Annotated in this window: 14 protein-coding genes and 1 pseudogene; 4 read left to right on the top strand and 11 right to left on the bottom strand. The window is 71.6% G+C overall.

The features are described from left to right. Positions 1 to 11: 11 nt before the first annotated feature. From ABFX81_RS13550 to hrcA, 8 genes and pseudogenes are all read right to left on the bottom strand, one after another. On the bottom strand, positions 12 to 365 hold the full coding sequence (locus ABFX81_RS13550) for a histidine triad nucleotide-binding protein (protein WP_086603813.1): 354 nt from the start codon (positions 363 to 365) through the stop codon (positions 12 to 14). Between the two features lie 123 nt (positions 366 to 488). Beyond that, positions 489 to 3,728 (bottom strand): S41 family peptidase, encoded by a 3,240-nt coding sequence (locus ABFX81_RS13555; RefSeq protein WP_086850947.1) that lies wholly within the window; start codon positions 3,726 to 3,728, stop codon positions 489 to 491. Between the two features lie 72 nt (positions 3,729 to 3,800). Further along, positions 3,801 to 4,358, bottom strand: a complete 558-nt coding sequence (locus ABFX81_RS13560) for a hypothetical protein (RefSeq protein ID WP_086850949.1) — start codon at positions 4,356 to 4,358, stop codon at positions 3,801 to 3,803. A gap of 49 nt (positions 4,359 to 4,407) precedes the next feature. After that, positions 4,408 to 4,482, bottom strand: a pseudogene (locus ABFX81_RS13565) (VOC family protein); the annotation flags it as partial. Positions 4,483 to 4,518: 36 nt separating this feature from the next. Further along, complete coding sequence (locus ABFX81_RS13570) at positions 4,519 to 5,259, bottom strand: 16S rRNA (uracil(1498)-N(3))-methyltransferase (protein WP_086850951.1); 741 nt, start codon at positions 5,257 to 5,259, stop codon at positions 4,519 to 4,521. Further along, a complete protein-coding gene (locus tag ABFX81_RS13575) occupies positions 5,256 to 6,332 on the bottom strand; it encodes a nitronate monooxygenase (protein ID WP_086850953.1) in 1,077 nt (358 codons plus the stop codon). The genes ABFX81_RS13570 and ABFX81_RS13575 overlap by 4 nt, the downstream gene beginning before the upstream one ends. 328 nt (positions 6,333 to 6,660) lie before the next feature. Beyond that, on the bottom strand, positions 6,661 to 7,797 hold the full coding sequence (dnaJ, locus tag ABFX81_RS13580) for a molecular chaperone DnaJ (protein ID WP_346138103.1): 1,137 nt from the start codon (positions 7,795 to 7,797) through the stop codon (positions 6,661 to 6,663). After that, the gene (gene hrcA / locus ABFX81_RS13585; protein ID WP_086854047.1) at positions 7,797 to 8,813 is read right to left on the bottom strand and encodes a heat-inducible transcriptional repressor HrcA; all 1,017 of its coding nucleotides are present in this window, start codon (positions 8,811 to 8,813) and stop codon (positions 7,797 to 7,799) included. Before hrcA ends, dnaJ begins: the two co-directional genes overlap by 1 nt. A 171-nt stretch (positions 8,814 to 8,984) precedes the next feature. Between hrcA and ABFX81_RS13590 the strand changes: the two genes are divergently transcribed. Together ABFX81_RS13590 and ABFX81_RS13595 are read left to right on the top strand one after the other, a co-directional pair. After that, positions 8,985 to 9,716, top strand: coding sequence for an MBL fold metallo-hydrolase (locus ABFX81_RS13590; RefSeq protein WP_086854046.1), 732 nt, complete (start codon positions 8,985 to 8,987; stop codon positions 9,714 to 9,716). A gap of 31 nt (positions 9,717 to 9,747) precedes the next feature. Continuing rightward, positions 9,748 to 10,557: a DUF3097 family protein gene (locus ABFX81_RS13595; RefSeq protein WP_086854044.1), complete on the top strand. Its 810-nt coding sequence runs from the start codon at positions 9,748 to 9,750 to the stop codon at positions 10,555 to 10,557. Positions 10,558 to 10,722: 165 nt separating this feature from the next. On the opposite strand, the gene hemW is transcribed toward ABFX81_RS13595, so the two are convergent. Together hemW and ABFX81_RS13605 are read right to left on the bottom strand one after the other, a co-directional pair. Beyond that, a complete protein-coding gene (hemW, locus tag ABFX81_RS13600) occupies positions 10,723 to 11,955 on the bottom strand; it encodes a radical SAM family heme chaperone HemW (RefSeq protein ID WP_346138104.1) in 1,233 nt (410 codons plus the stop codon). A gap of 27 nt (positions 11,956 to 11,982) precedes the next feature. Next, positions 11,983 to 14,214: a SpoIIE family protein phosphatase gene (locus ABFX81_RS13605; protein ID WP_428837169.1), complete on the bottom strand. Its 2,232-nt coding sequence runs from the start codon at positions 14,212 to 14,214 to the stop codon at positions 11,983 to 11,985. 267 nt (positions 14,215 to 14,481) lie between these two features. On the opposite strand from ABFX81_RS13605, the gene ABFX81_RS13610 reads away from it, so the two are divergent. Together ABFX81_RS13610 and ABFX81_RS13615 are read left to right on the top strand one after the other, a co-directional pair. Beyond that, positions 14,482 to 18,480, top strand: a complete 3,999-nt coding sequence (locus ABFX81_RS13610; RefSeq protein WP_086850011.1) for a HAMP domain-containing protein — start codon at positions 14,482 to 14,484, stop codon at positions 18,478 to 18,480. Then, positions 18,477 to 18,947: a response regulator gene (locus ABFX81_RS13615; RefSeq protein WP_086850007.1), complete on the top strand. Its 471-nt coding sequence runs from the start codon at positions 18,477 to 18,479 to the stop codon at positions 18,945 to 18,947. Before ABFX81_RS13610 ends, ABFX81_RS13615 begins: the two co-directional genes overlap by 4 nt. A 90-nt stretch (positions 18,948 to 19,037) precedes the next feature. On the opposite strand, the gene ABFX81_RS13620 is transcribed toward ABFX81_RS13615, so the two are convergent. Continuing rightward, positions 19,038 to 20,912, bottom strand: coding sequence for an AMP-binding protein (locus ABFX81_RS13620; protein ID WP_086850005.1), 1,875 nt, complete (start codon positions 20,910 to 20,912; stop codon positions 19,038 to 19,040). Positions 20,913 to 21,093 lie beyond the last annotated feature (181 nt).

Raw genomic sequence — 21,093 nt, forward strand, 5'->3', positions numbered from 1 at the left:
GCGTCGTCCTGTTATCCGGGAGGCCATTCGAGGCCGCGGCCGCCGAGCACGTGGCCGTGCACGTGCCAGACCGTCTGGCCGGCGCCGCTGCCGGTGTTGAAGACGAGGCGGTAGCTGTCCAGCTTCTCCTCGTCGGCGACGGCCTGGGCCTCGCGGAGCACGTCCGCGGTGAGGGCCGGGTCGGCGGCGGCGAGTGCGGCGGCGTTCTCGTGGTGCGCCTTGGGGATGATCAGGACGTGGGTGGGGGCCTGGGGGTTGATGTCGCGGAACGCGACGGTCGTTTCCGTCTGGCGGACGATCGTCGCCGGGATCGTCCCCGCGACGATCTTGCAGAAGAGGCAGTCGTCTTGGGGTTCCCCTGCCATGTTCCCTCCGGGGGTTGGCCGAATCTCGGTCTTGCCGGGCATCGTATCGTCGTCGGGTGCGGGTGCGTTGTGGCTGGTCGCCTCCACGCGGCGGAGCCGCAAATCGAGACAGCCCCGCGCCCCTTAGGAGGTCGGCAAAGCCGGAGGCGTTTTTGCGGGACCGGTCTCCAGAGCCTCCAGCGCGAGTCGGATCGCCTCGTCCAGTTGGGCATCCCTGCCCGCCACGTAGTCCTGCGGGCGCTGGAGGACCTCCACGTCGGGATCCACCCCGTGGTTCTCCACCCCCCACTCGTAGCCCTCGAGCCAGAAGGCGTACTTGGGTTGGGTGACGAGCGTGCCGTCCACCAACCGGTACCGGCTGTCGATGCCGATGACGCCGCCCCACGTGCGGGTGCCGATGACCGGGCCCAGGCCCAGAGCCTTGATCGCGGCGTTGACGATGTCGCCGTCGGAGCCGGAGAACTCGTTGGCGACGGCCACGACGGGGCCGCGGGGGGCGTCCTCGGGGTAGCTGTAGGGGCGCATGCCGCGGGGGACGGCCCAGCCGACGATGCGGCGGGCGAGTTTCTCGACGACCAGCTGGGAGGTGTGGCCGCCGCGGTTCTCGCGGACGTCGACGACCAAGCCCTCACGGGCGACCTCGACGCGCAGGTCGCGGTGGATCTGAGCCCAGCCGGGCGCCTGCATGTCCGGTACGTGGAGGTAGCCGAGGCGGCCGCCGGACTTCTCGTGGACGTAGGCGCGCCGGTCGGCGACCCAGGCGTGGTACCGCAGCGGCTCCTCGTCCGCGATCGGGACGACGACGGCGTGCCGCGGATCGCCCCCGCCGGACGGGGAGACGGTCAGCTCCACCGGCTTGCCCGCCGTGCCGATCAGCAGCGGGCCGGGTCCTGCCACCGGGTCGACCGGCTGTCCGGCGATCGCGAGGATCGCGTCCCCGGGGCGTACGGCGACGCCGGGCGCGGCCAGCGGACTGCGGGCGTCCGGGTCGGAGGTCTCGGAGGGCAGGATGCGGTCGACGCGCCAGCTGCCGTCCTCGTGGCGGGAGATGTCGGCGCCGAGCAGGCCCTGGCGGGGACCGCCGCCGAATCCGCCGCGCGGGGTGACGTAGGCGTGCGAGGTGCCGAGCTCGCCCTGCACCTCCCACAGCAGGTCGACCAGGTCGTCGTGGGTGGCGAGCCGGTCCACGACCGGCCGGTAGCGGTCGAGGACGCCGGCCCAGTCGACGCCGCTCATGTCAGGCCGCCAGAAGTGGTCCCGCATGATGCGGCCGTTCTCGTCGAACATCTGCCGCCACTCGGCGGCCGGGTCGACGAACTGGCGCACGCGGCCCAGGTCGACGGTGATGTTGGTGTCACTGTCGTCGTCGCTGGAGGCGCGCCGGTCGCTGGGGACGACCTTGAGCCGCCCGTCGGTCCACAGCAGCACCCGCTTGCCGTCGCCGCTGACCTCGAAGTGGTCGGCGTCGACGGCGAGATGCTCGATCCGCTGCTGGGCGAGGTCGTACCGCTCCAGCTCTGACTTGGGGTCGGGGTCGTCCGGGGTGGCCCGGGACGCGCCGAGCACACCGGCGACCGGGTGGCGCAGCCACAGGACACCGTCCTTGGCGGCGCGCAGGTTGGAGTAGCGGGCGGCCTCGACCGGGAAGGGCACGATGCGGTCGGCGAGGCCTTCGAGGTCGATGCGGGTGGTGGGGGTGCCCTCGCTGTCGGGGGTCTCCTCCCGGTCGGGTGTCTCGAAGGACCGGCCGTGCCGCTGCGGCCCGAACGGGGAGGGCGTGGTGGCCGCGAGCGTGATCAGATGCGGCCGGGCGCCCTCCACGAAGGCCAGGTCGAAGACGTGCTCGTCGTAGACCGGGTCGAAGGAGCGGGTCGACAGGAACGCGAGGTGCTTGCCGTCCGTCGTGAACGCCGGCGCGTAGTCCTGGAAGCGCAGCGGGGTCGCCTCGGTGACCGACAGGTCGGTGGTGTTGGCGAGTTTCAGCTGCGACAGGGGGCGCGGACCGGGGTGGGACCAGGCGAGCCAGGACGAGTCGGGCGAGAAGACGAGCCCGGACACGTCACCGTCCTCGCTGCGGTCCACCTCCCGCACCTCGCCCGTCTCCCTCTCGACGAGCAGCAGGCGACCGTCGTGGGAGGCCACGGCCGCGCGGCTGCCGTCCGGTGCCATGGCGAGGTCCAGTACCCTGCCGAGCTGCCCGGCGGCGAGCCGGCGCGGTGTCGCCCCCGGGGTGAGGCCGGTGGCGGGCGCGAACTCCAGGGCGTCGTCGCCCTCGGCGTCCGTCACCCACACCACCCACTCCTCGCCGTCCGCGCGGAACGCCCGCGGCAGCCGGGCCCGCACCCCGGGCGTCGCGGCCAGCGCGCGGGCCGGGCCGGAGCGGTGGGTGACCCAGTGGACGGAACCGCGTACGGACACGGCACTGCCGCGCGCGGTGTGGTCCGGGGACGCCGATCCGAACCAGCGGGAGGCGTTGACCGGGAACGGCTGGAGATCGACGCGCTGCCCGCCCAGCCGCACGTCGAGCCGCCGCGGCTCGGCCCCGTCCAGGTCGTCCAGCACCCACAGCTCACCGACGCTGGAGTAGACGACACGGGTACCGTCGGTCGCCGCGTGCCGGGCGTAGAAGCCTCCCCCACTCTCGGCTTCGCTCGAGCGGGAGGTGCCCCCATGCGGCGTGTGCCGGCGCAGGTCGGATCCGTCGGCGAGGGAGGAGTACAACGCGCCGGTGCCCTCGTGGTCGGAGAGGAAGGCGATCCGGTCCCCGACCCACAGCGGGTACTCGATGTTCCCGTCCAGCCCCTCGTGGAGCCGTACGAACTCGCCTTCTCCGTCGGGGTCGATCCACAACTTCCCGGCGGTACCGCCCCGGTACCGCTTCCACCAGGCGGCCTCGCGCCCCATCGGCGCGGACAGCAGGACGACGCTCGGCCCGTAGGCGATGTCACCGACCGGCCCGTACGGCAGGGTCGTGGCCGGGCCGCCGTCGAGCGGCACGGCACGCGCCCAGGTGCGGCGCAGGCTCGCCTGGCCCTGGGAGCTGATCGCGAGCACCTCGCCGTCCGGGGTCCAGCCGCGCACCTGGGTCTTCAGACTGCCCCAGTACGTCAGGCGCTTGGCGGGGCCGCCGTCGACCGGGGCGATGTGCACCTCGGGGGCGCCGTCGCGGGTGGAGGTCCAGGCGACGGTGGTGCCGTCGGGCGAGATACGGGGCAGGGTCACCGGCACGTTCTCGGCGCTGACCCGCCAGGCCCGTCCGCCGTCGAGAGGAGCGAGCCACACGTCGTCCTCGGCGGTGAAGGCGACCAGGTCACCGTGCACGTGGGGGAACCGGAGGTAAGCAGGCGATGCGGACTGTGTCACCCGATCACCCTATGCAGGGACGGCGCCTTGCGGACAGACTTCGGATCACTTGCCGTTCGCCCCTGGCGCACGTCACTTGCCCTCGACGGGCCGGCAGTCGGGGTATTTGTCGCACCAGATGGTCTGCGTGACGGTCACGGTGACGGTGGCGCCGGGCTGCCCGTTCGTGGGCCCGCCCCCCACGGGCGGCGGGCTGGTGGAGTTGCAGTCGCCGAGCCCGTCGACCTCGAACCACACCTTGCCGTCCACCTTGGCGGTGATGTTCCCGCGCACACAGGCGCCGTCCACCGCGTGGGTCACCTTGCCGTCGACGGTGATGTCCTTCCCGTCGTCCGTCTCGCCCTCGCAGTCGACGGTCGCGACGGTCTTCTCACTCGCCGAGGGCGACGGCTTCCCGCCCTGGCCGGAGTTCCCGTAGGTGGCGGTGCACGTCAGCCACCGCACCCCCGCCTTCTGCCGGTTGAGTTCCTTGGTGACGGCCTCGTCGGTGGTGTACGCGACGGACGCGGAGCTGATCCCGGCACCGGGTTCACACGCGACCGCGCCGCCGACGGCAGCCACCGCGAATGTCACCGCGACCGCCACCCTCCGGTTGCGCGGCCCTCGCCAAATCCTCCTCAAAGCCCCCATGGAGGGCAGCCTGCCACCGTCGGGGGCCGCGCGGTAGGGCGCAAAGGCGTCAGCCGCGCAGCAGCAGCCACTCCTGGAGTTCCACCAAGTTGCCTTCCGGGTCCCTGAGGTGGGCGACGCGCAGGACGACCAGGGAGCGGTGGCCGTTCGCCGGAAGGGGTCAGGTCCAGCGGCCGGTGCGAGCCAGGAGCACGGCCGCGGCCGCGGTCCCGGCGGTCGATGTGCGCAGCACACTGCGCCCGAGGCGGAACGCCTCGGCCCCCGCTTGTGCGAACAGCGCCAACTCCTCCGGGGCCACGCCGCCTTCGGGCCCCACCACCAGCACGATCTCACCGGACGACGGCAGTTCGGCCGTCGCCAGCGGCGAATCCCCGCTCTCGTGCAGCACGGCGGCGAACTGCGCCTCCGCCAGCAGCGCCGCGACCTGCTTGGTCGTAGCCGCCTCGGCGACCTCGGGGAACCGGACCCGGCGCGACTGCTTGCCTGCCTCCCGGGCGGTGGCCCGCCACTTCCCCAGCGCCTTCGCCCCGCGCTCGCCCTTCCACTGGGTGATGCAGCGCGCCGCCGCCCACGGCACGATCGCGTCGACGCCGACCTCGGTCATCGTCTCGACGGCCAGCTCCCCGCGGTCGCCCTTGGGCAGCGCCTGGACGACGGTCACCCGGGGCTGCTCCGGCGGCTCCTCGGTCACCGGGTCCAGCCGGACGATCAGCCGGTCCTTGCCCTCGGTGTCGAGCACGACACCGTCCGCCCAGCGCCCGGCCCCGTCCGTGAGGACGACGTCCTCACCGGCGCGCAGCCGCTTCACGGAGACGGCGTGCCGTCCCTCCGGGCCGTCGAGGACATGGCGGCCGCCCCCGACCGCGTCGAAGTGCTCGACCACGAACACCGGAGCCGTCATCGGATGCCGCCTCCGCCCGACAACGCCGTCCGGGCCGCGGCGAGTTCACCGGCCAGCACCTCCACCAGCTGCCCGGCGGGCAGCTCCCGCGCCATCCAGTGCCCCTGCCCGGCCCACAGGGCCATGCCCTGCGCGTCCCCCGCCTTGGCGGCGGCCTTGCGCAGCGGCGAGGTGAGGTGGTGGATCTCGGGATAGGCGGGGGGCGCGTACGGGCCGTGCTCGCGCAGAAAGCGGTTGACGAGGCCGCGTGCCGGGCGCCCGGAGAAGGCCCGGGTCAACTCCGTACGGACGAACAGGGGGTTGGTCAGCGCCTGCTTGTGCAGGGCGTTCGCGCCCGACTCGGCCGTGGCGAGGAACGCGGTGCCGAGCTGGGCCGCGCTCGCGCCCGCCGCGAGGACCGCGGCGATCTGGCCGCCGCGCATGATGCCGCCGGCGGCGATGATCGGGAGACTCACGGTCTCCCGGATCTGGGCGACCAGCGACAGCAGCCCGATGCCGGAACCGTCCGTCTCCGGGATGTCGCGGTGCGTGCCCTGGTGGCCGCCGGCCTCGATGCCCTGCGCGATGACCGCGTCCGCGCCCGCCCGCTCGACGGCCCGGGCCTCGTCGGGGGTGGTGGCGGTGACCAGGACGAAGGTGCCGACCCGGTGCAGGGCGTCGACGACCTCCCGGCTCGGCGTGCCGAAGTGGAACGACACCACCGGCACGGGGTTGTCGCGCAGGACCGTGAGCTTGGTCTCGTAGCCGTCGTCGCGGCCGCTGTCGGGGTCGCCGAGCTCGGCCTCGTACCAGGAGGCCTCGCCGGCCAGCTGGTGGGCGTAGACGTCGATGGCGGCGGGGTCGGCGTACTCCGGCTGCGGCATGAAGAGGTTCACTCCGAAGGGCCTGCCGGTGAGGCTCCGGAGCTGCTTGATCTCCTCGTACATCCCGTCGGCGGTCTTGTACCCGGCGGCGAGGAACCCGAGCCCGCCCGCCTCGCACACGGCGGCGGCGAGCTTCGGTACGGAGACGCCGCCCGCCATGGGGGCCTGCACGATCGGGTGGGGGAAGAGATCGGTCAGCGCGGAGGACATGACCGCATGTTGTCACGTCCTCCGGACTACTCCGAAACCGGCCTGCCGTGTGGCATAGACCAGAGGAACAGGCACCTGCCGACCCCCTGGGGAGGCGACGTCACCGCCCGTTGAACGCGTCCTTCAACCGCGAGAACAACCCCTGCTGCCCCGGCTGACCGTGCCTGCCCGGGGGCCGACCCCCGGACCCCCAGCAGCGGCCGGGCCGCCGGCGTCACCGCCCGTTGAACGCGTCCTTCAACCGCGAGAACAACCCCTGCTGCCCCGGCTGACCGTGCCTGCCCGGGGGCCGACCCCCGGACCCCCAGCAGCGGCCGGGCCGCCGGCGTCACCGCCCGTTGAACGCGTCCTTCAACCGCGAGAACAGTCCCTGCTGCCCCGGCTGGAACTGACCCGTGGGCCGTTCCTCGCCGCGCAGCTTGGCCAGCTCGCGGAGCAGGCGCTCCTGCTCGACGTCCAGCTTGCTCGGGGTCTGGACCTCGACGTGGACGATGAGGTCGCCGCGTCCGCCGCCGCGCAGGTGCGTGACACCGCGGCCGTGCAGCGGGATCGACTGGCCGGACTGGGTGCCCGGGCGGATGTCGACCTCCTCCAGGCCGTCCAGCGTCTCCAGCGGCACCTTCGTGCCGAGGGCGGCCGCCGTCATCGGGAGCGTGACCGTGCAGTGCAGGTCGTCGCCGCGCCGCTGGAACTGCGAGTGGGGCAGTTCGTGGATCTCGACGTACAGGTCGCCCGCGGGGCCGCCGCCGGGGCCGACCTCGCCCTCGCCGGCGAGCTGGATGCGCGTGCCGTTGTCGACACCGGCGGGGATCTTCACCGTCAGCGTGCGACGGGAGCGGACGCGGCCGTCGCCGGCGCACTCCGGGCAGGGGGTCGGGACGACCGTGCCGAAGCCCTGGCACTGCGGGCAGGGCCGCGAGGTCATGACCTGGCCCAGGAAGGACCGCGTGACCTGGGACACCTCACCGCGGCCGCGGCACATGTCACACGTCTGAGCGGAGGTCCCCGGCGCCGCGCCCTCACCGCTGCAGGTGTTGCAGACGACCGCCGTGTCGACCTGGATGTCCTTCGTCGTGCCGAAGGCCGCCTCGTCGAGCTCGATCTCGATGCGGATCATGGCGTCCTGGCCGCGGCGGGTGCGCGAGCGCGGTCCGCGCTGCGACGCCGTCCCGAAGAACGCGTCCATGATGTCCGAGAAGTTCCCGAAGCCACCGGCTCCGAAGCCGCCCGCGCCACCGCCTCCGGCCTGCGAGAGCGGGTCGCCGCCGAGGTCGTAGACCTGCTTCTTCTGCGGGTCCGACAACACCTCGTAAGCGGCGTTGATCTCCTTGAACCGCTCCTGGGTCTTCGGATCGGGGTTGACGTCCGGATGCAGCTCGCGCGCGAGCCGCCGGAAGGCCTTCTTGATCTCTTCCTGCGACGCGTCGCGGCGCACGCCGAGTACGGCGTAGTAGTCCGTGGCCACTACGACTCCGCCAGGATCTGTCCGACGTACCGTGCCACTGCGCGTACCGCTCCCATCGTTCCCGGGTAGTCCATGCGGGTCGGTCCGACCACGCCGAGCTTGGCGACAGCCTCGCCGCCCGAACCGTAGCCGACCGACACGACGGACGTGGAGTTGAGTCCTTCGTGGGCGTTCTCATGACCGATACGTACGGTCACGCCCGGATCCTGCGCCTCGCCGAGCAGCTTGAGGAGCACGACCTGCTCCTCCAGCGCTTCCAGCACCGGCCGGATCGTGAGGGGGAAGTCATGACCGAAGCGGGTCAGATTGGCGGTGCCGCCGATCATCAGCCGCTCCTCGTTCTCCTCGACGAGTGTCTCCAGGAGAGTGGAGAGCACCGTGGAGACCGTACCCCGGTCCTCGTGCTCGAACGCCTCCGGCAGATCCTCCACCAGACTCGGCACATCCGTGAAACGGCGGTTCGCCACACGGCTGTTGAGCCGCGCGCGCAGATCCGCGAGCGAGGCCTCGCCGAAGGGTGCCGGGCAGTCGACCACGCGCTGCTCGACCCGCCCGGTGTCCGTGATCAGCACGAGCATCACGCGCGCGGGCGCGAGGGAGAGCAACTCCACATGCCGCACGGTCGAGCGGGTCAGCGACGGGTACTGCACGACGGCGACCTGGCGTGTGAGCTGGGCCAGCAGCCGTACCGTACGCGCCACGACGTCGTCGAGGTCGACGGCACCCTCGAGGAAGTTCTGGATCGCGCGCCGCTCGGGCGCGGTCATCGGCTTGACGCCGGCCAGCTTGTCCACGAACAGCCGGTAGCCCTTGTCGGTGGGGATGCGCCCGGCGCTGGTGTGCGGCTGGGCGATGTACCCCTCGTCCTCGAGGGCCGCCATGTCGTTGCGGACGGTGGCCGGTGAGACGCCGAGGCTGTGCCGCTCGGTGAGGGCCTTGGAGCCGACCGGCTCCTCGGTGCCGACGTAGTCCTGGACGATGGCGCGCAGCACCTGAAGCCTGCGTTCACTGAGCATTCGCGCACACCTCCAGAAGTCGTCCGCCCGGTGTCCTGCCTGTCGTGCCTGGCACTCTGCGCGTGCGAGTGCCAGCATTCCCCGCCCAGTGTACGGCCGTGGGGTACACCCCCGGCAAGGCTGGTCGCGTGCTGTCGTGCCCAGGGCGGGGGTCACCGCTAGCGTCGCCGTATGACGGTGACTTGGGAAGAGCTCGGGTGGGAGCGGGTGGCCGCCGGAGTGGGGCGGTGCCGGCTTCCGGTGTGGGACTGCACGGCGGGGCTGGTCGCCGGCGAGGGCGCGGTACTCATGATCGACGCGGGGTCGAGCCCGGCCGAGGGCGCGCGGTTGCGCGAGCAGGCGCGGTCGCTCACCGGTCACCGTGTGACGCATCTCGCGCTGACCCATCCCCACTTCGACCACGTCTTCGGTGTGGCGGCCTTCACGGACGCGGAGGTGTTCGGCGCGGTGGGCGTGGACGCGGTGCTCACGCGCGTACGGGACCGCGAGGAGCTGCGCGCCGACGGGGTACGGAACGGCCTGGCCAAGACCACCGCGCAGGAGTCGGCGGACCGGCTGGTCCCGCCCCGCCACCTGGTCTCCGGCGAGTGGACCCTCGACCTGGGCGGCGGGCGCCAGGTGCTGCTGGCGAACGTGGGCCCCGGGCACACCGCGCACGATCTGGCGGTGCTGGTGCCGGGTGATCCGGAGGTGGTGTTCTGCGGCGATCTGGTCGAGGAGTCCGGCGAGCCGCAGGCGGGCCCCGACGCCGTGCCGTCGCACTGGCCGGCCGCCCTCGACCGGCTGCTCGACCTGGGCGGGGAGGACGCGCTGTACGTGCCCGGTCACGGAGCGGTGGTGGACGCGGCGTTCGTCCGCGCCCAGCGGGACTCGCTGGCGGCGCGTTTCGGCGTGTCTCCGTGACCACCCGCCGGCTTCTCCTATCGTCATTCGAATGCGCCAGTACTCGCCCGATCTGACCCCGCCGTGGAAGAAGCCGCAGCAGCCGGTGCCCGAGGTTCCGGCGGAGCCGGGTCTGGTCGTCGAGGAGGCCGGGACCGGCTTCTGCGGTGCGGTGATCCGCTGCGAGGCGGGCACGGTGACACTGGAGGACCGCTTCGGCAAGCACCGCGTGTTCCCCATGGAGCCGCGCGGCTTCCTCCTGGAGGGCAGGGCCGTGACACTGATCCGCCCCTCTGCGGGCGGCCCCGCACGTCCCACCCGCACGGCCTCCGGTTCGGTCGCCGTCCCCGGTGCCCGCGCACGCGTGGCCCGCGCCGGCCGCATCTACGTCGAGGGCCGGCACGACGCCGAGCTGGTCGAAAAGGTCTGGGGCGACGACCTGCGCATCGAGGGCGTGGTCGTGGAGTACCTGGAGGGCGTCGACGACCTGCCGTCCATCGTCGACTCCTTCGCCCCCGGCCCCGACGCCCGCCTCGGCGTCCTGGTGGACCACCTGGTGCCGGGCACCAAGGAGTGGCGCATCGCCGAGTCGGTGACGAGCGACCACGCCCTGGTCGTCGGCCACCCCTACATCGACATCTGGGAGGCGGTGAAACCGTCGTCCCTGGGCATCGAGGCCTGGCCCCGGGTCCCGCGCGGCCAGGACTGGAAGAAGGGCGTGTGCAGGGCGCTGGGCTGGCCGGAGAACACGGGCGCGGCTTGGCAGCGGATCCTGTCGGGGGTCCGGTCTTACAAGGACCTGGAGCCGGAGCTTCTGGGCAGGGTGGAGGAACTGATCGACTTCGTGACGACACCGGCGTAGCTGCTGAGCGGCGGGCCGCGGGCGGGCGCTGAGCACGCTTGGCTGCGGGCAATCGTGCCTCCCCCAGTGCCTTAAGGGCCTGGGAGGTGCCCCCAGGGCGGCACCCGTCCCACAGAGAGCGGCACCCCGTTCCGCCGCCCGGCCCCAGCACCGACGCCGAGCACCTCAGTCCACGAGATCCCGAACCACCGCATCGGCCAGCAACCGCCCCCGCAACGTCAGCACGGCACGCCCCTCCTCATACGGAGCGGCATCCAGAAGCCCGTCCGACAACGCCCGCCGCGAGGCCGCAAGCCCCTGCTCCCGCAGCAACGACAACGGCGCCCCTTCCCGCAGCCGCAGTTCCAGCAGAATCCGCTCGACCCGCCGGTCCTCCTCCGACAGCACCTCACGCCCGGCCCCAGGCGACCGTCCCTCAGCCAGCGCCCCCGCGTACGCCCCGGGATGCTTCACGTTCCACCACCGCACCCCGCCCACATGGCTGTGCGCGCCCGGCCCGGCCCCCCACCAGTCGGCCCCCCGCCAGTACAGCTCGTTGTGCAGGCACCGCCCCGCCTCCGAGGTGGCCCAGTTCGACACCTCGTACCACGCGAAGCCCGCGCCCGAGAGGATCTCGTCCGCGATCAGGTACCGGTCGGCGTGCACGTCGTCGTCGGTCATCGGCACCTCGCCCCGGCGGATCCGACGAGCCAGCTGCGTCCCCTCCTCGACGATCAGGGCGTACGCGCTGACATGGTCAGGCCCGGCCCCCAGCACCGCGTCCAGCGACGCACGCCAGTCGTCGTCGGACTCCCCAGGCGTGCCGTAGATCAGGTCGAGGTTCACATGTTCGAACCCGGCCGCCCGGGCCTCGGCCACACACGCCTCGGGCCGCCCCGGCGTATGCGTCCGGTCCAGCACCTTCAGCACATGCTGCCTCGCGCTCTGCATGCCGAACGAGATCCGGTTGAAGCCCCCCTCGCGCAGCGCCGCCAGATACGCCGGATCCACCGACTCGGGATTCGCCTCGGTCGTGACCTCGGCGTCCTCCGCGAGACCGAACTCGTCACGGACGGCCGAGAGCATCCGCACCAGGTCACCGGCGTCGAGCAGGGTGGGCGTACCCCCGCCCACGAACACCGTGCGAACCGGCCGGGGGTCGTCCCCCAGCACCTTCCGCGCCAGCCGGACCTCGTCCACCAGCATCTCGGCGTAGTTGTCGCGCGAGGCCAGCACGCCACCGGTGCCGCGCAGCTCGGTCGCCGTGTAGGTGTTGAAGTCGCAGTAGCCGCAGCGGGTCGCGCAGTACGGGACGTGCAGGTAGAACCCGAGCGGGCGGTCGGCGGCCCCGGCGAGGGCGGACGCGGGCAGCGCGCCGTCGTCGGGGACGGGCTCGCCGTCGGGGAGTGCGGAAGGCATACGTTCCATTGTCCAGCACCCGGGCGGTCACTCGGCCTGGAGCACCAGCAGCGCCAGATCGTCCGCCGGGGGCCGCGCCCCGAACTCGTGCACGAGCCGCCTGATCCGCTCGGCTATCAGCTCGGCGTCCAGCCCCGCGCACCCGGCCAGCGCTACCGCGAGCCCGTCCCCGTCGTCGAACTGGCGGGAGCCGGAGCGGCGCTCGGTCACGCCGTCGGTGACGCACAGCAGCGTGTCGCCGGACCGCAGCTCGAAGGTCTCGCTGGTGTACGTGGCGTCATCGACGACGCCCAGGAGGGTCTGGGGCTGAGCGGCCGTGTGGACCTCGCCGCCCGTCCCGAGCAGCAGGGGCAGCGGGTGCCCTGCCGAGGCGACGGTGCAGCGGACGCCGCCGTCGAAGGGGACCAGCTCGCCGTACAGCAGGGACAGGAAGCGCGTCTGGGGGCCGTCGCCGGGCGGGGTCGGGCGGGCGCCCGCGGCCACCAGCGCGCGGGCCGCCGCGTCCGCGGCCTCCATGGCGTCGTCGAGCAGGAGCTGGTTGAGGCGGTCCAGGACGTCGGCGACCCGGTAGCCCTCCCGGGCCAGCAGCCGCAGCCAGGGCCGGGCCAGGCCGATCACGACGGCGGCCTCGGGACCCTTGCCCTGGACGTCGCCGACGGCGAAGCACCAGCGGCCGTCACCGGCCGGGAACAGATCGTAGAAGTCGCCGCTGGGCCCGCCCTTGTCGCACGGCTCGTAGACGAGGGCGCTGCGCACGCCGGGGATCTCGGCCACGGCGCCGGGCAGCAGTCCGCGCTGGAGTACCGCGCTGATGGTGGCCTGGCGGGCGTACTGGCGGGCGGCGCCGATGGCGAGCGCGACCCGGCGGCTGAGGTCCTCGGCGAGGCCGGTGATCTCGTCGGGGAACCCGGCGGCACCGGACCGTCCGATGACGAGGGTGCCCAGCGGGCGTCCGCCGGCGACGAGCCGGTACGCGAGGGCCGAGCCCGGCTCGCCGGGCTCGTCACCGAGCGCCTCGCCGGGCCAGGGGTAGCCGACCGGCCCGGACCCCACCGGGTCGGACGGGTGCGGCGCGTCCTTCTCCAGGGCCCGGCGCAGCTCCTCGATGCGGTTCTCGCTGCCGTGCCAGACCCGGGCCAGCCGGGGCCCGCCCGCTCCGGCCCCGCCGCCCCAGCCACCGCCGGTGGCCTCGTCCTCCAGCCACACCGCGCACCAGTCGGCCAGCCGGGGCACGATCAACTGCCCGGCGAGGGCGGCGACCAGGTCCTCGTCCAGCTGTCCGGCGAGGAGGTCGGAGGCCTCGGCGAGGAAGGAGAGCGCACCCCGGCCCAGCCAGGCGCCGTCGCGACCGTCACGGCCGTCACAGTCCTCGTACCGGTCCCGCCAGTCCCGCAGGTCGTGCCAGTCCCGCAGGTCGTGGGAGCCGCCGGGGTCCTCCGCGTCCCGTGCGTCGCGCGCGTCCCGCAAGGGCCCATCCGGTGGCTCGTTCGCACCACGTCCGGCACGTCGTCGGCCCCGGTCGTCCTCCCGGCCGTCCTCTCCGGGGGGCGGCTCCGGTGCCAGGATCTCCGCCACCCGCAGCCCGCGCGCCAGCGCGTGCTCCCCGGCGTACGCCTCGATCTGTTCGGCCGCGGCGCAACCCCCGGCGGGCAGCCTCGCCCACACGGTCTTCCGGCCCGTGCGGTACGTGATGCCCCAGGCCTCGGAGAGCGCCCCGACGAGCCGCAGGCCGCGCCCGTACTCCGGGGTGTCGTGCGGCGTTTCCGGCTCGCCGCCGCGCGGGGCGCGTGAGGGGTGGTGGTCGGAGACCTCGACGACGAGCGCGGCCGTGTCCTCGTCGTCGGCTTCCAGCCGGCATTCCAGCTCGACGTCGGTGCCGGCGTGCACGACGGCGTTGGTGACGAGCTCGCTGACGACGAGCAGTGCGTCGTCGGCGAGACGGTCGGTGAGGTGCTCGGCGCCGGGCAGTCCGAGCCCGGTCCACTCGGCGAGCGCCGCGCGCAGCAGGGCGCGGGCGGAGCCCGGCGCGAGGGAGCTGCCGGACAGGGTCGCGTACGCCCGCGCGCGCTCCTTCTCAGGCGCCTCTGAGGCGACCACGGACACCTCGGACGCGGCCATGGGATCCTCGGACACGAGCACGGGCGCCTCACTGGTCAGCACGGGCGCCTCGGATGCGAGCCCCGGCGCCTCGGATGCGGGCCCCGGCGCCTCGGAAGACAGTGCGCACTCCTCGGAGACGGCCCCCTCGTGCACGGGCACCGGCGTCTCCGAAGCGTGGGCAGGCGCCTCTGAGGCACGGGAAGCGGTCTCCCGTTGCGTCGGAATGGCCCCCATGGACAGCTCCCCGGGCAGTTCGTACGAATACGCCACAGTCGATGCCGACAGGGTGACAGACTGGCCACGCCCATAAGCGCCGAGTTACCGAAGTGGGCCGCCATGAGTGAGAACAGTGCTACTCCTGTTGTCGAAGACGGGTACGAAGACGGTCAGATTCGTGCATCCGATCTCCGTCCCCTACTCGCGGCCATGACAGCCGCACGCGATGGCGACTTCACGAAAGTGCCGGAAACCGGCCACGGGATGGTGGCCGAACTCACCGCGGTCTTCAACCAGATCATGGACCGCAGCGTCCACTTCACCACCGAGGTGCGCCGGGTGAGACGGGAGCTGGTGCGGTACGGCCGGCTCGACGAGCGGCTCTCGGCCAGCCCGGGTCAGGGTCTGTGGACGTCCCGCGTCAACGACGTGAACCAGTTGCTCGACGCCCTGGTCGCCCCGGCGGCGAACGCCACACGCGTGCTGGACGCGGTGGCCGGCGGCGATCTGACCCAGCGGGTCGATCTGCACGACGGCACCCGGGAGTTACGCGGCGACCTGCGGCGCCTCGGTCAGGCCGTGAACAAGATGGTGGACCAGCTCTCCCTGTTCACCGGCGAGGTGACACGGGTCGCGCGCGAGGTGGGCACCGAGGGGCGGCTCGGCGGCCGGGCCAAGGTGCAGGGGCTTTCGGGCAGTTGGCGGGACGTGACCGAGGCCGTCAACACGATGGCGGCCCGGCTGACGGCCCAGGTGCGGGACATCGCGGCGGTCACGACGGCGGTGGCGCGCGGCGACCTGACCCGCACGGTCACGGTGGAGGCGACCGGCGAGCTGCTGGAGCTGAAGCTGACCGTGAACACCATGGTCGACCAGCTCTCCGCCTTCGCCGACGAGGTCACCCGCGTCGCCCGCGAGGTCGGCACCGAGGGCCAGCTCGGCGGCCGGGCCCAGGTGCGCGGCGTCTCCGGGGTCTGGAAGGACCTCACCGACAACGTCAACTTCATGGCGTCGAACCTGACCTCACAGGTCCGCAACATCGCCCAGGTGACGACGGCCGTGGCCAACGGCGACCTGTCCCAGAAGATCACGGTCGACGCGCAGGGCGAGATCCTGGAGCTCAAGTCGACCATCAACACGATGGTCGACCAGCTCTCCGCCTTCGCCGACGAGGTCACCCGCGTCGCCCGCGAGGTCGGCACCGAGGGCAACCTCGGCGGCCGGGCCCAGGTCCGGGGCGTCTCCGGGGTCTGGAAGGACCTCACCGACAACGTCAACTTCATGGCCGACAACCTCACCTCCCAGGTGCGGAACATCGCGCTCGTGTCCACGGCCGTCGCCCAGGGCGACCTCGGCAAGAAGATCACGGTGGAGGCCAAGGGCGAGATCCTGGAGCTCAAGTCCACGATCAACACGATGGTCGACCAGCTCTCCGCCTTCGCCGACGAGGTCACCCGCGTCGCCCGCGAGGTCGGCACCGAGGGCAACCTCGGCGGTCAGGCCCAGGTCCGGGGCGTCTCCGGGGTCTGGAAGGACCTCACCGACAACGTCAACTTCATGGCGCTGAACCTGACCTCGCAGGTCCGCAACATCGCCCAGGTCACCACGGCCGTGGCCAACGGCGACCTGTCGAAGAAGATCACGGTCGACGCCCGGGGCGAGATCCTCGAACTGAAGGACACCGTCAACACGATGGTGGAGCAGCTGCGCGCCTTCGCCGACGAGGTCACCCGCGTCGCCCGCGAGGTCGGCACCGACGGCCGGCTCGGCGGCCGGGCTCAGGTGCTGGGCGTCTCCGGCGTCTGGCGCGACCTGACGGACAACGTCAACTCCATGGCCGACAACCTCACCTCCCAGGTGCGCAACATCGCCCAGGTCGCGACGGCCGTGGCGCAGGGCGACCTGTCCCGGAAGATCGACGTGGACGCCCGGGGCGAGATCCTGGAGCTGAAGACCACGATCAACACGATGGTCGACACGCTGTCCTCCTTCTCCTCGGAGGTCACGCGCGTGGCCCGCGAGGTCGGCTCCGAGGGCCAACTCGGCGGCCAGGCCCGGGTCGAGGGCGTCTACGGCACCTGGAAGCGCCTGACGACGAACGTCAACGAGCTGGCCTCGAACCTCACCACCCAGGTCCGCGCGATCGCCGAGGTCGCCTCCGCCGTGGCCCAGGGCGACATGTCCCGCTCGATCACGGTCGAGACCCGCGGCGAGGTCACCGAGCTGAAGGACAACATCAACCTGATGGTGGCCAACCTGCGCGAGACGACCCGCGCGAAGGACTGGCTGGAGTCCAACCTGGCCCGGCTCGCCGCCCTGATGCAGGGCCACCGCGACCTGATGGAGGTCGCCGACCTGATACTCCGCGAGCTGACCCCGCTGGTGAACGCCCAGTACGGCGCGTTCTACCTGGCCGACCCGGAAGAGGACGGAGCGACGGTTCCCACCAAGGGGCTCGCCTTCATCGCCGGCTACGGCGCCGCCCAGGACGCGACCGTCGAGACGGGCGCCCTCCCGGTGCACGGCCTGGTGGCGCAGGCGGCCCGGGAGAAGAAGCGGATCCTGGTCGAGGGCGCCCCGCCCGACTACATCAAGATCAACAGCGGCCTCGGCGAGGCGGCTCCCACGACGATCGTCATCATCCCGATCCTCTTCGAGGACAAGCTCCTCGGCGTCATCGAACTCGCCTCCTTCTCCCGCTTCTCCGACGTGCACCTGGCCTTCTTCGACCAGTTCGTCAACACCATCGGCGTCGCCATCAACACGATCATCGCCAACTCCCGCACGGAGTCCCTGCTCGGCGAGTCCCAGCGCCTCGCCATGCAGCTCCAGGAACGCTCGGACGAACTCCAGAAGCAGCAGGGCGAACTTCAGCGCTCCAACGCCGAACTGGAGGAGAAGGCCGCCCTGCTGGCCACGTCCTCGCAGTACAAGTCGGAGTTCCTGGCGAACATGTCGCACGAGCTGCGCACACCGCTCAACTCCCTGCTGATCCTGGCCCGGCTGCTCTCCGACAACCCGGACGGTCGTCTCTCGGACCAGGAGGTGCAGTTCGCGACGACGATCCACCGCTCGGGCTCGGACCTGCTCCAGCTGATCAACGACATCCTGGACCTGTCGAAGATCGAGGCCGGCCGGATGGACGTACGCCCCAAGCGGCTCCCCCTCATCAAGCTGCTCGACTACGTCCACGCCACGTTCCGCCCCCTCACCATCGACCGGGGGCTCGCCTTCGAACTGGCGGTCGGCGAGGACGTACCGCGCGAGATGTACTCGGACGAGCAGCGGCTCCAGCAGATCCTGCGCAACCTCCTCTCCAACGCGATCAAGTTCACCGCGTCGGGCAAGGTCGAGCTGCGGGTGGACCGGGTGAAGGACACCGAGCATCGCTACGTCAGGGACACCGACGACGTCATCGCCTTCGCCGTGTCCGACACCGGCATCGGGATCGCGCCGGAGAAACTCCCCGTGATCTTCGAGGCGTTCCAGCAGGCCGACGGCACCACCAACCGCAAGTACGGCGGCACCGGGCTCGGCCTGTCCATCAGCCGGGAGATCGCGGGCCTGCTCGGCGGCCGGATCGTCGCCGAGAGCGAACCCGGCAAGGGCTCGACGTTCACCCTGTACGTGCCTGTCGTGAGCCCCGGTCACACGGCCCCGGGACCTGCCCCGGAGGACCGTCCCGAACTGCCCCTGCCCCTGACCCTCCAGCCGACCACCGCCGGACCGTTCCCGGCCCCGAACGACACGGACGACTCCTGGCCCTTGCCGACCAGGCTGGAGGCGTGGACGTCCGGCAGGCCGGGCCGGATCCTTGCCGGGCGGCGCGTGCTGATCGTCGACGACGACATCCGCAACGTCTTCGCCCTCACCCACGTCCTGGGCCGCGTCGGCATGACCGTGCTGTACGCGGAGAACGGCCGCGAGGGCATCGAGACGCTGGAGCGCAGCCCGGACGTCGAACTGGTCCTGATGGACATCATGATGCCGGAGATGGACGGCTACGAGACCATCTCCGCCATCCGCCGCACGCCGCTCTGGGCGGACCTGCCCATCGTCGCCCTGACCGCGAAGGCGATGCCCGGCGACCGCGAGAAGTCCATCGCCCGCGGCGCCAACGACTACGTGCCCAAGCCGGTGGACATCGACCGGCTGCTGACGGTCGTCTGCGAGCTGCTGAGCCCCGAGGACGGGGAAGAAGAAGCATGAACACCACGGCCGGCCACCCCGAACGCGCCGGAATCCTCCTGGTCGACGACATGGAGGACAACCTGACCGCCCTGGAGGCCGTCCTCGCCTCCCTCAACGAGCCGCTGGTGCGCGCCCGTTCCGGCGAGGAGGCGCTGAAGGCCCTGCTGCGGCAGCCCATCGCGCTGGTCCTGCTCGACATCCGCATGCCCGGCATGGACGGCTTCGAGACGGCCGCCCACATCAAGCGCCTGGACCAGACCCGCGACGTCCCGATCATCTTCCTGACGGGCGCGGACGACGACTCGGGCTACGCCTTCCGCGGCTACGCGACAGGCGCCGCCGACTACGTGACCAAGCCCTTCGACCCGTGGGTGCTGAGGGCGAAGGTCAGCGTCTTCCTGGACCTCTATCGCAAGGGCAGAGAGGTGGAACGCCTGCGCGCGGAGGTCCAGGACCTGAAACGCCGGGTGGAAAAGGGCACTTAGGGGCGCGGGGCTGTGTCGATTTGCGGCTCCGCCGCGTGGGCGCGACAAGCCACGACGAACCCGCAGCCGCCACACAACCCCCACCACCCCCTACGCCTCGCGAGACCCCTCGTACATCTCCTCGATCAGATACTTGTACTCCCGCTCCACAACCGGCCGCTTCAGCTTCAGACTCGGCGTGATCTCACCGTGCTCGACATCGAGATCCCGCGGCAGCAACCGGAACTTCTTGATCGTCTGCCACCGCTGAAGCCCCTCGTTGAGCTGCTTCACATACCCGTCGACCATCTCCACCGTGACCGGCGAGGAAACGATCTCCGCGTACGGCTTCCCCCCGAGCCCGTTCTCCTTGGCCCACTCCGTGATCGCGACCTCGTCGAGCGCGATGAGCGCCGTGCAGAAGTTCCGGTCGGCGCCGTGCACGAGGATGTTGGACACGTACGGGCACACCGCCTTGAACTGCCCCTCGACCTCCGCCGGCGCGATGTACTTGCCGCCCGACGTCTTGATGAGGTCCTTCTTGCGGTCGGTGATCCGCAGGTACCCGTCGGGCGACAGCTCCCCGATGTCCCCGGTGTGGAACCAGCCGTCCGCCTCCAGCACCTCGGCGGTCTTCTCGGGCAGCTTGTGGTAGCCCTCCATGATGCCCGGGCCGCGCAGCAGGATCTCCCCGTCGTCGGCGATCCGCACCTCCGTGCCGGGCAGCGGCTTGCCGACCGTACCGGTGCGGTAGGCCTCGCCCGGGTTCACGAACGACGCGGCCGAGGACTCGGTCAGGCCGTAGCCCTCCAGGATGTGGATGCCGGCGCCGGAGAAGAAGTACCCGATCTCGGGTGCCAGTGCCGCCGAACCCGAGACGCAGGCCCGCAAGTTCCCGCCGAAGGCCTCCCGGATCTTGGCGAACACCAGCGCGTCGGCGACCTTGTGCTTCGCGCCCAGCCCGAACGGCACGGACGCGGTCCCGGTACGCCGGAAGTTGTCCTGGGAGACCTTGGCGTACTCGCGGGCGACCTCGGCGGCCCACTGGAAGATCTTGTACTTTGCGCCACCGCCGGCGCGGGCCTTCGCGGCGACGCCGTTGTAGACCTTCTCGAAGATGCGCGGCACGGCCGCCATGTACGTCGGCTGCACCACCGGCAGGTTCTCGATGATCTTGTCGACGCGGCCGTCCACGGCGGTGACGTGCCCGACGTCGATCTGTCCCGACGTGAGCACCTTGCCGAAGACGTGCGCGAGCGGCAGCCACAGGTACTGCACGTCCGCGCTGCTGATCAGCCCGGTCGCGGCGGTCGCCTTGGCCATGTACGACCAGTTGTCGTGCGGCAGGCGCACGCCCTTGGGGCGGCCGGTGGTGCCGGAGGTGTAGATGAGGGTGGCCAGCTGGTCCCTGGTGATGGCGCCGACCCGTTCCTTGATCAGATCGGGGTCCTTCTCCAGCCGGGCCGCGCCGCGCTTCTCCAGCTCGTCGAGGGTGAGGATCCAGTCGGCGGTCTCGACCCCGGCCGGGTCGATGACCACGACGTGCGTGAGATCGGTCAGCTCGGCGCGCTTCTCCTGCGCCTTGGCCAGCTGCTCCACGTTCTCCGCGATGAGCACCCGGCTCTCGGAGTCCGACAGGATGTACGCCGACTCCTCGGCGTTGGTCTGCGGGTAGACCGTGGTCGTGGCCGCGCCGGCGCACATGATGCCCAGGTCGGCGAGGATCCACTCGATGCGGGTGCTGGAAGCGAGGGCGACGCGCTGCTCGGACTGCACGCCCAGCTCGATGAGCCCGGCCGCGATGGCGTAGACCCGCTCGGCGGACTGCGCCCAGCTCAGCGACTTCCATTCGTCCGGCCCCTGTCCGGAGGACGCGGGCACCGGATAGCGGTAGGCCTCGGCGTCCGGCGTGGCCGCCACGCGCTCCAGGAAGAGGCCCGCCACGGACGGCGGACGGTTCTCGATCAGTGTCTGTGTGTCGCTCACGACATCCTCCGGGCCCGCGACAGTGCGGCTGGCTCAGGTGCGGCTGGTTTTCACTCACGAGCTGCTGTTCGCGAGCGTTGTTTAACTCGCGAGTAACTATCGAGCAGGGATCAGAGTAAAGGTCGACCGGCCGCTTCGTAAGGGTCCGCGGCCTGTCACTTCATACAGAGAGCTACCCCGC

Source organism: Streptomyces coeruleofuscus (assembly GCF_039532725.1).
Classification (GTDB): Bacteria; Actinomycetota; Actinomycetes; order Streptomycetales; family Streptomycetaceae; genus Streptomyces; species Streptomyces coeruleofuscus.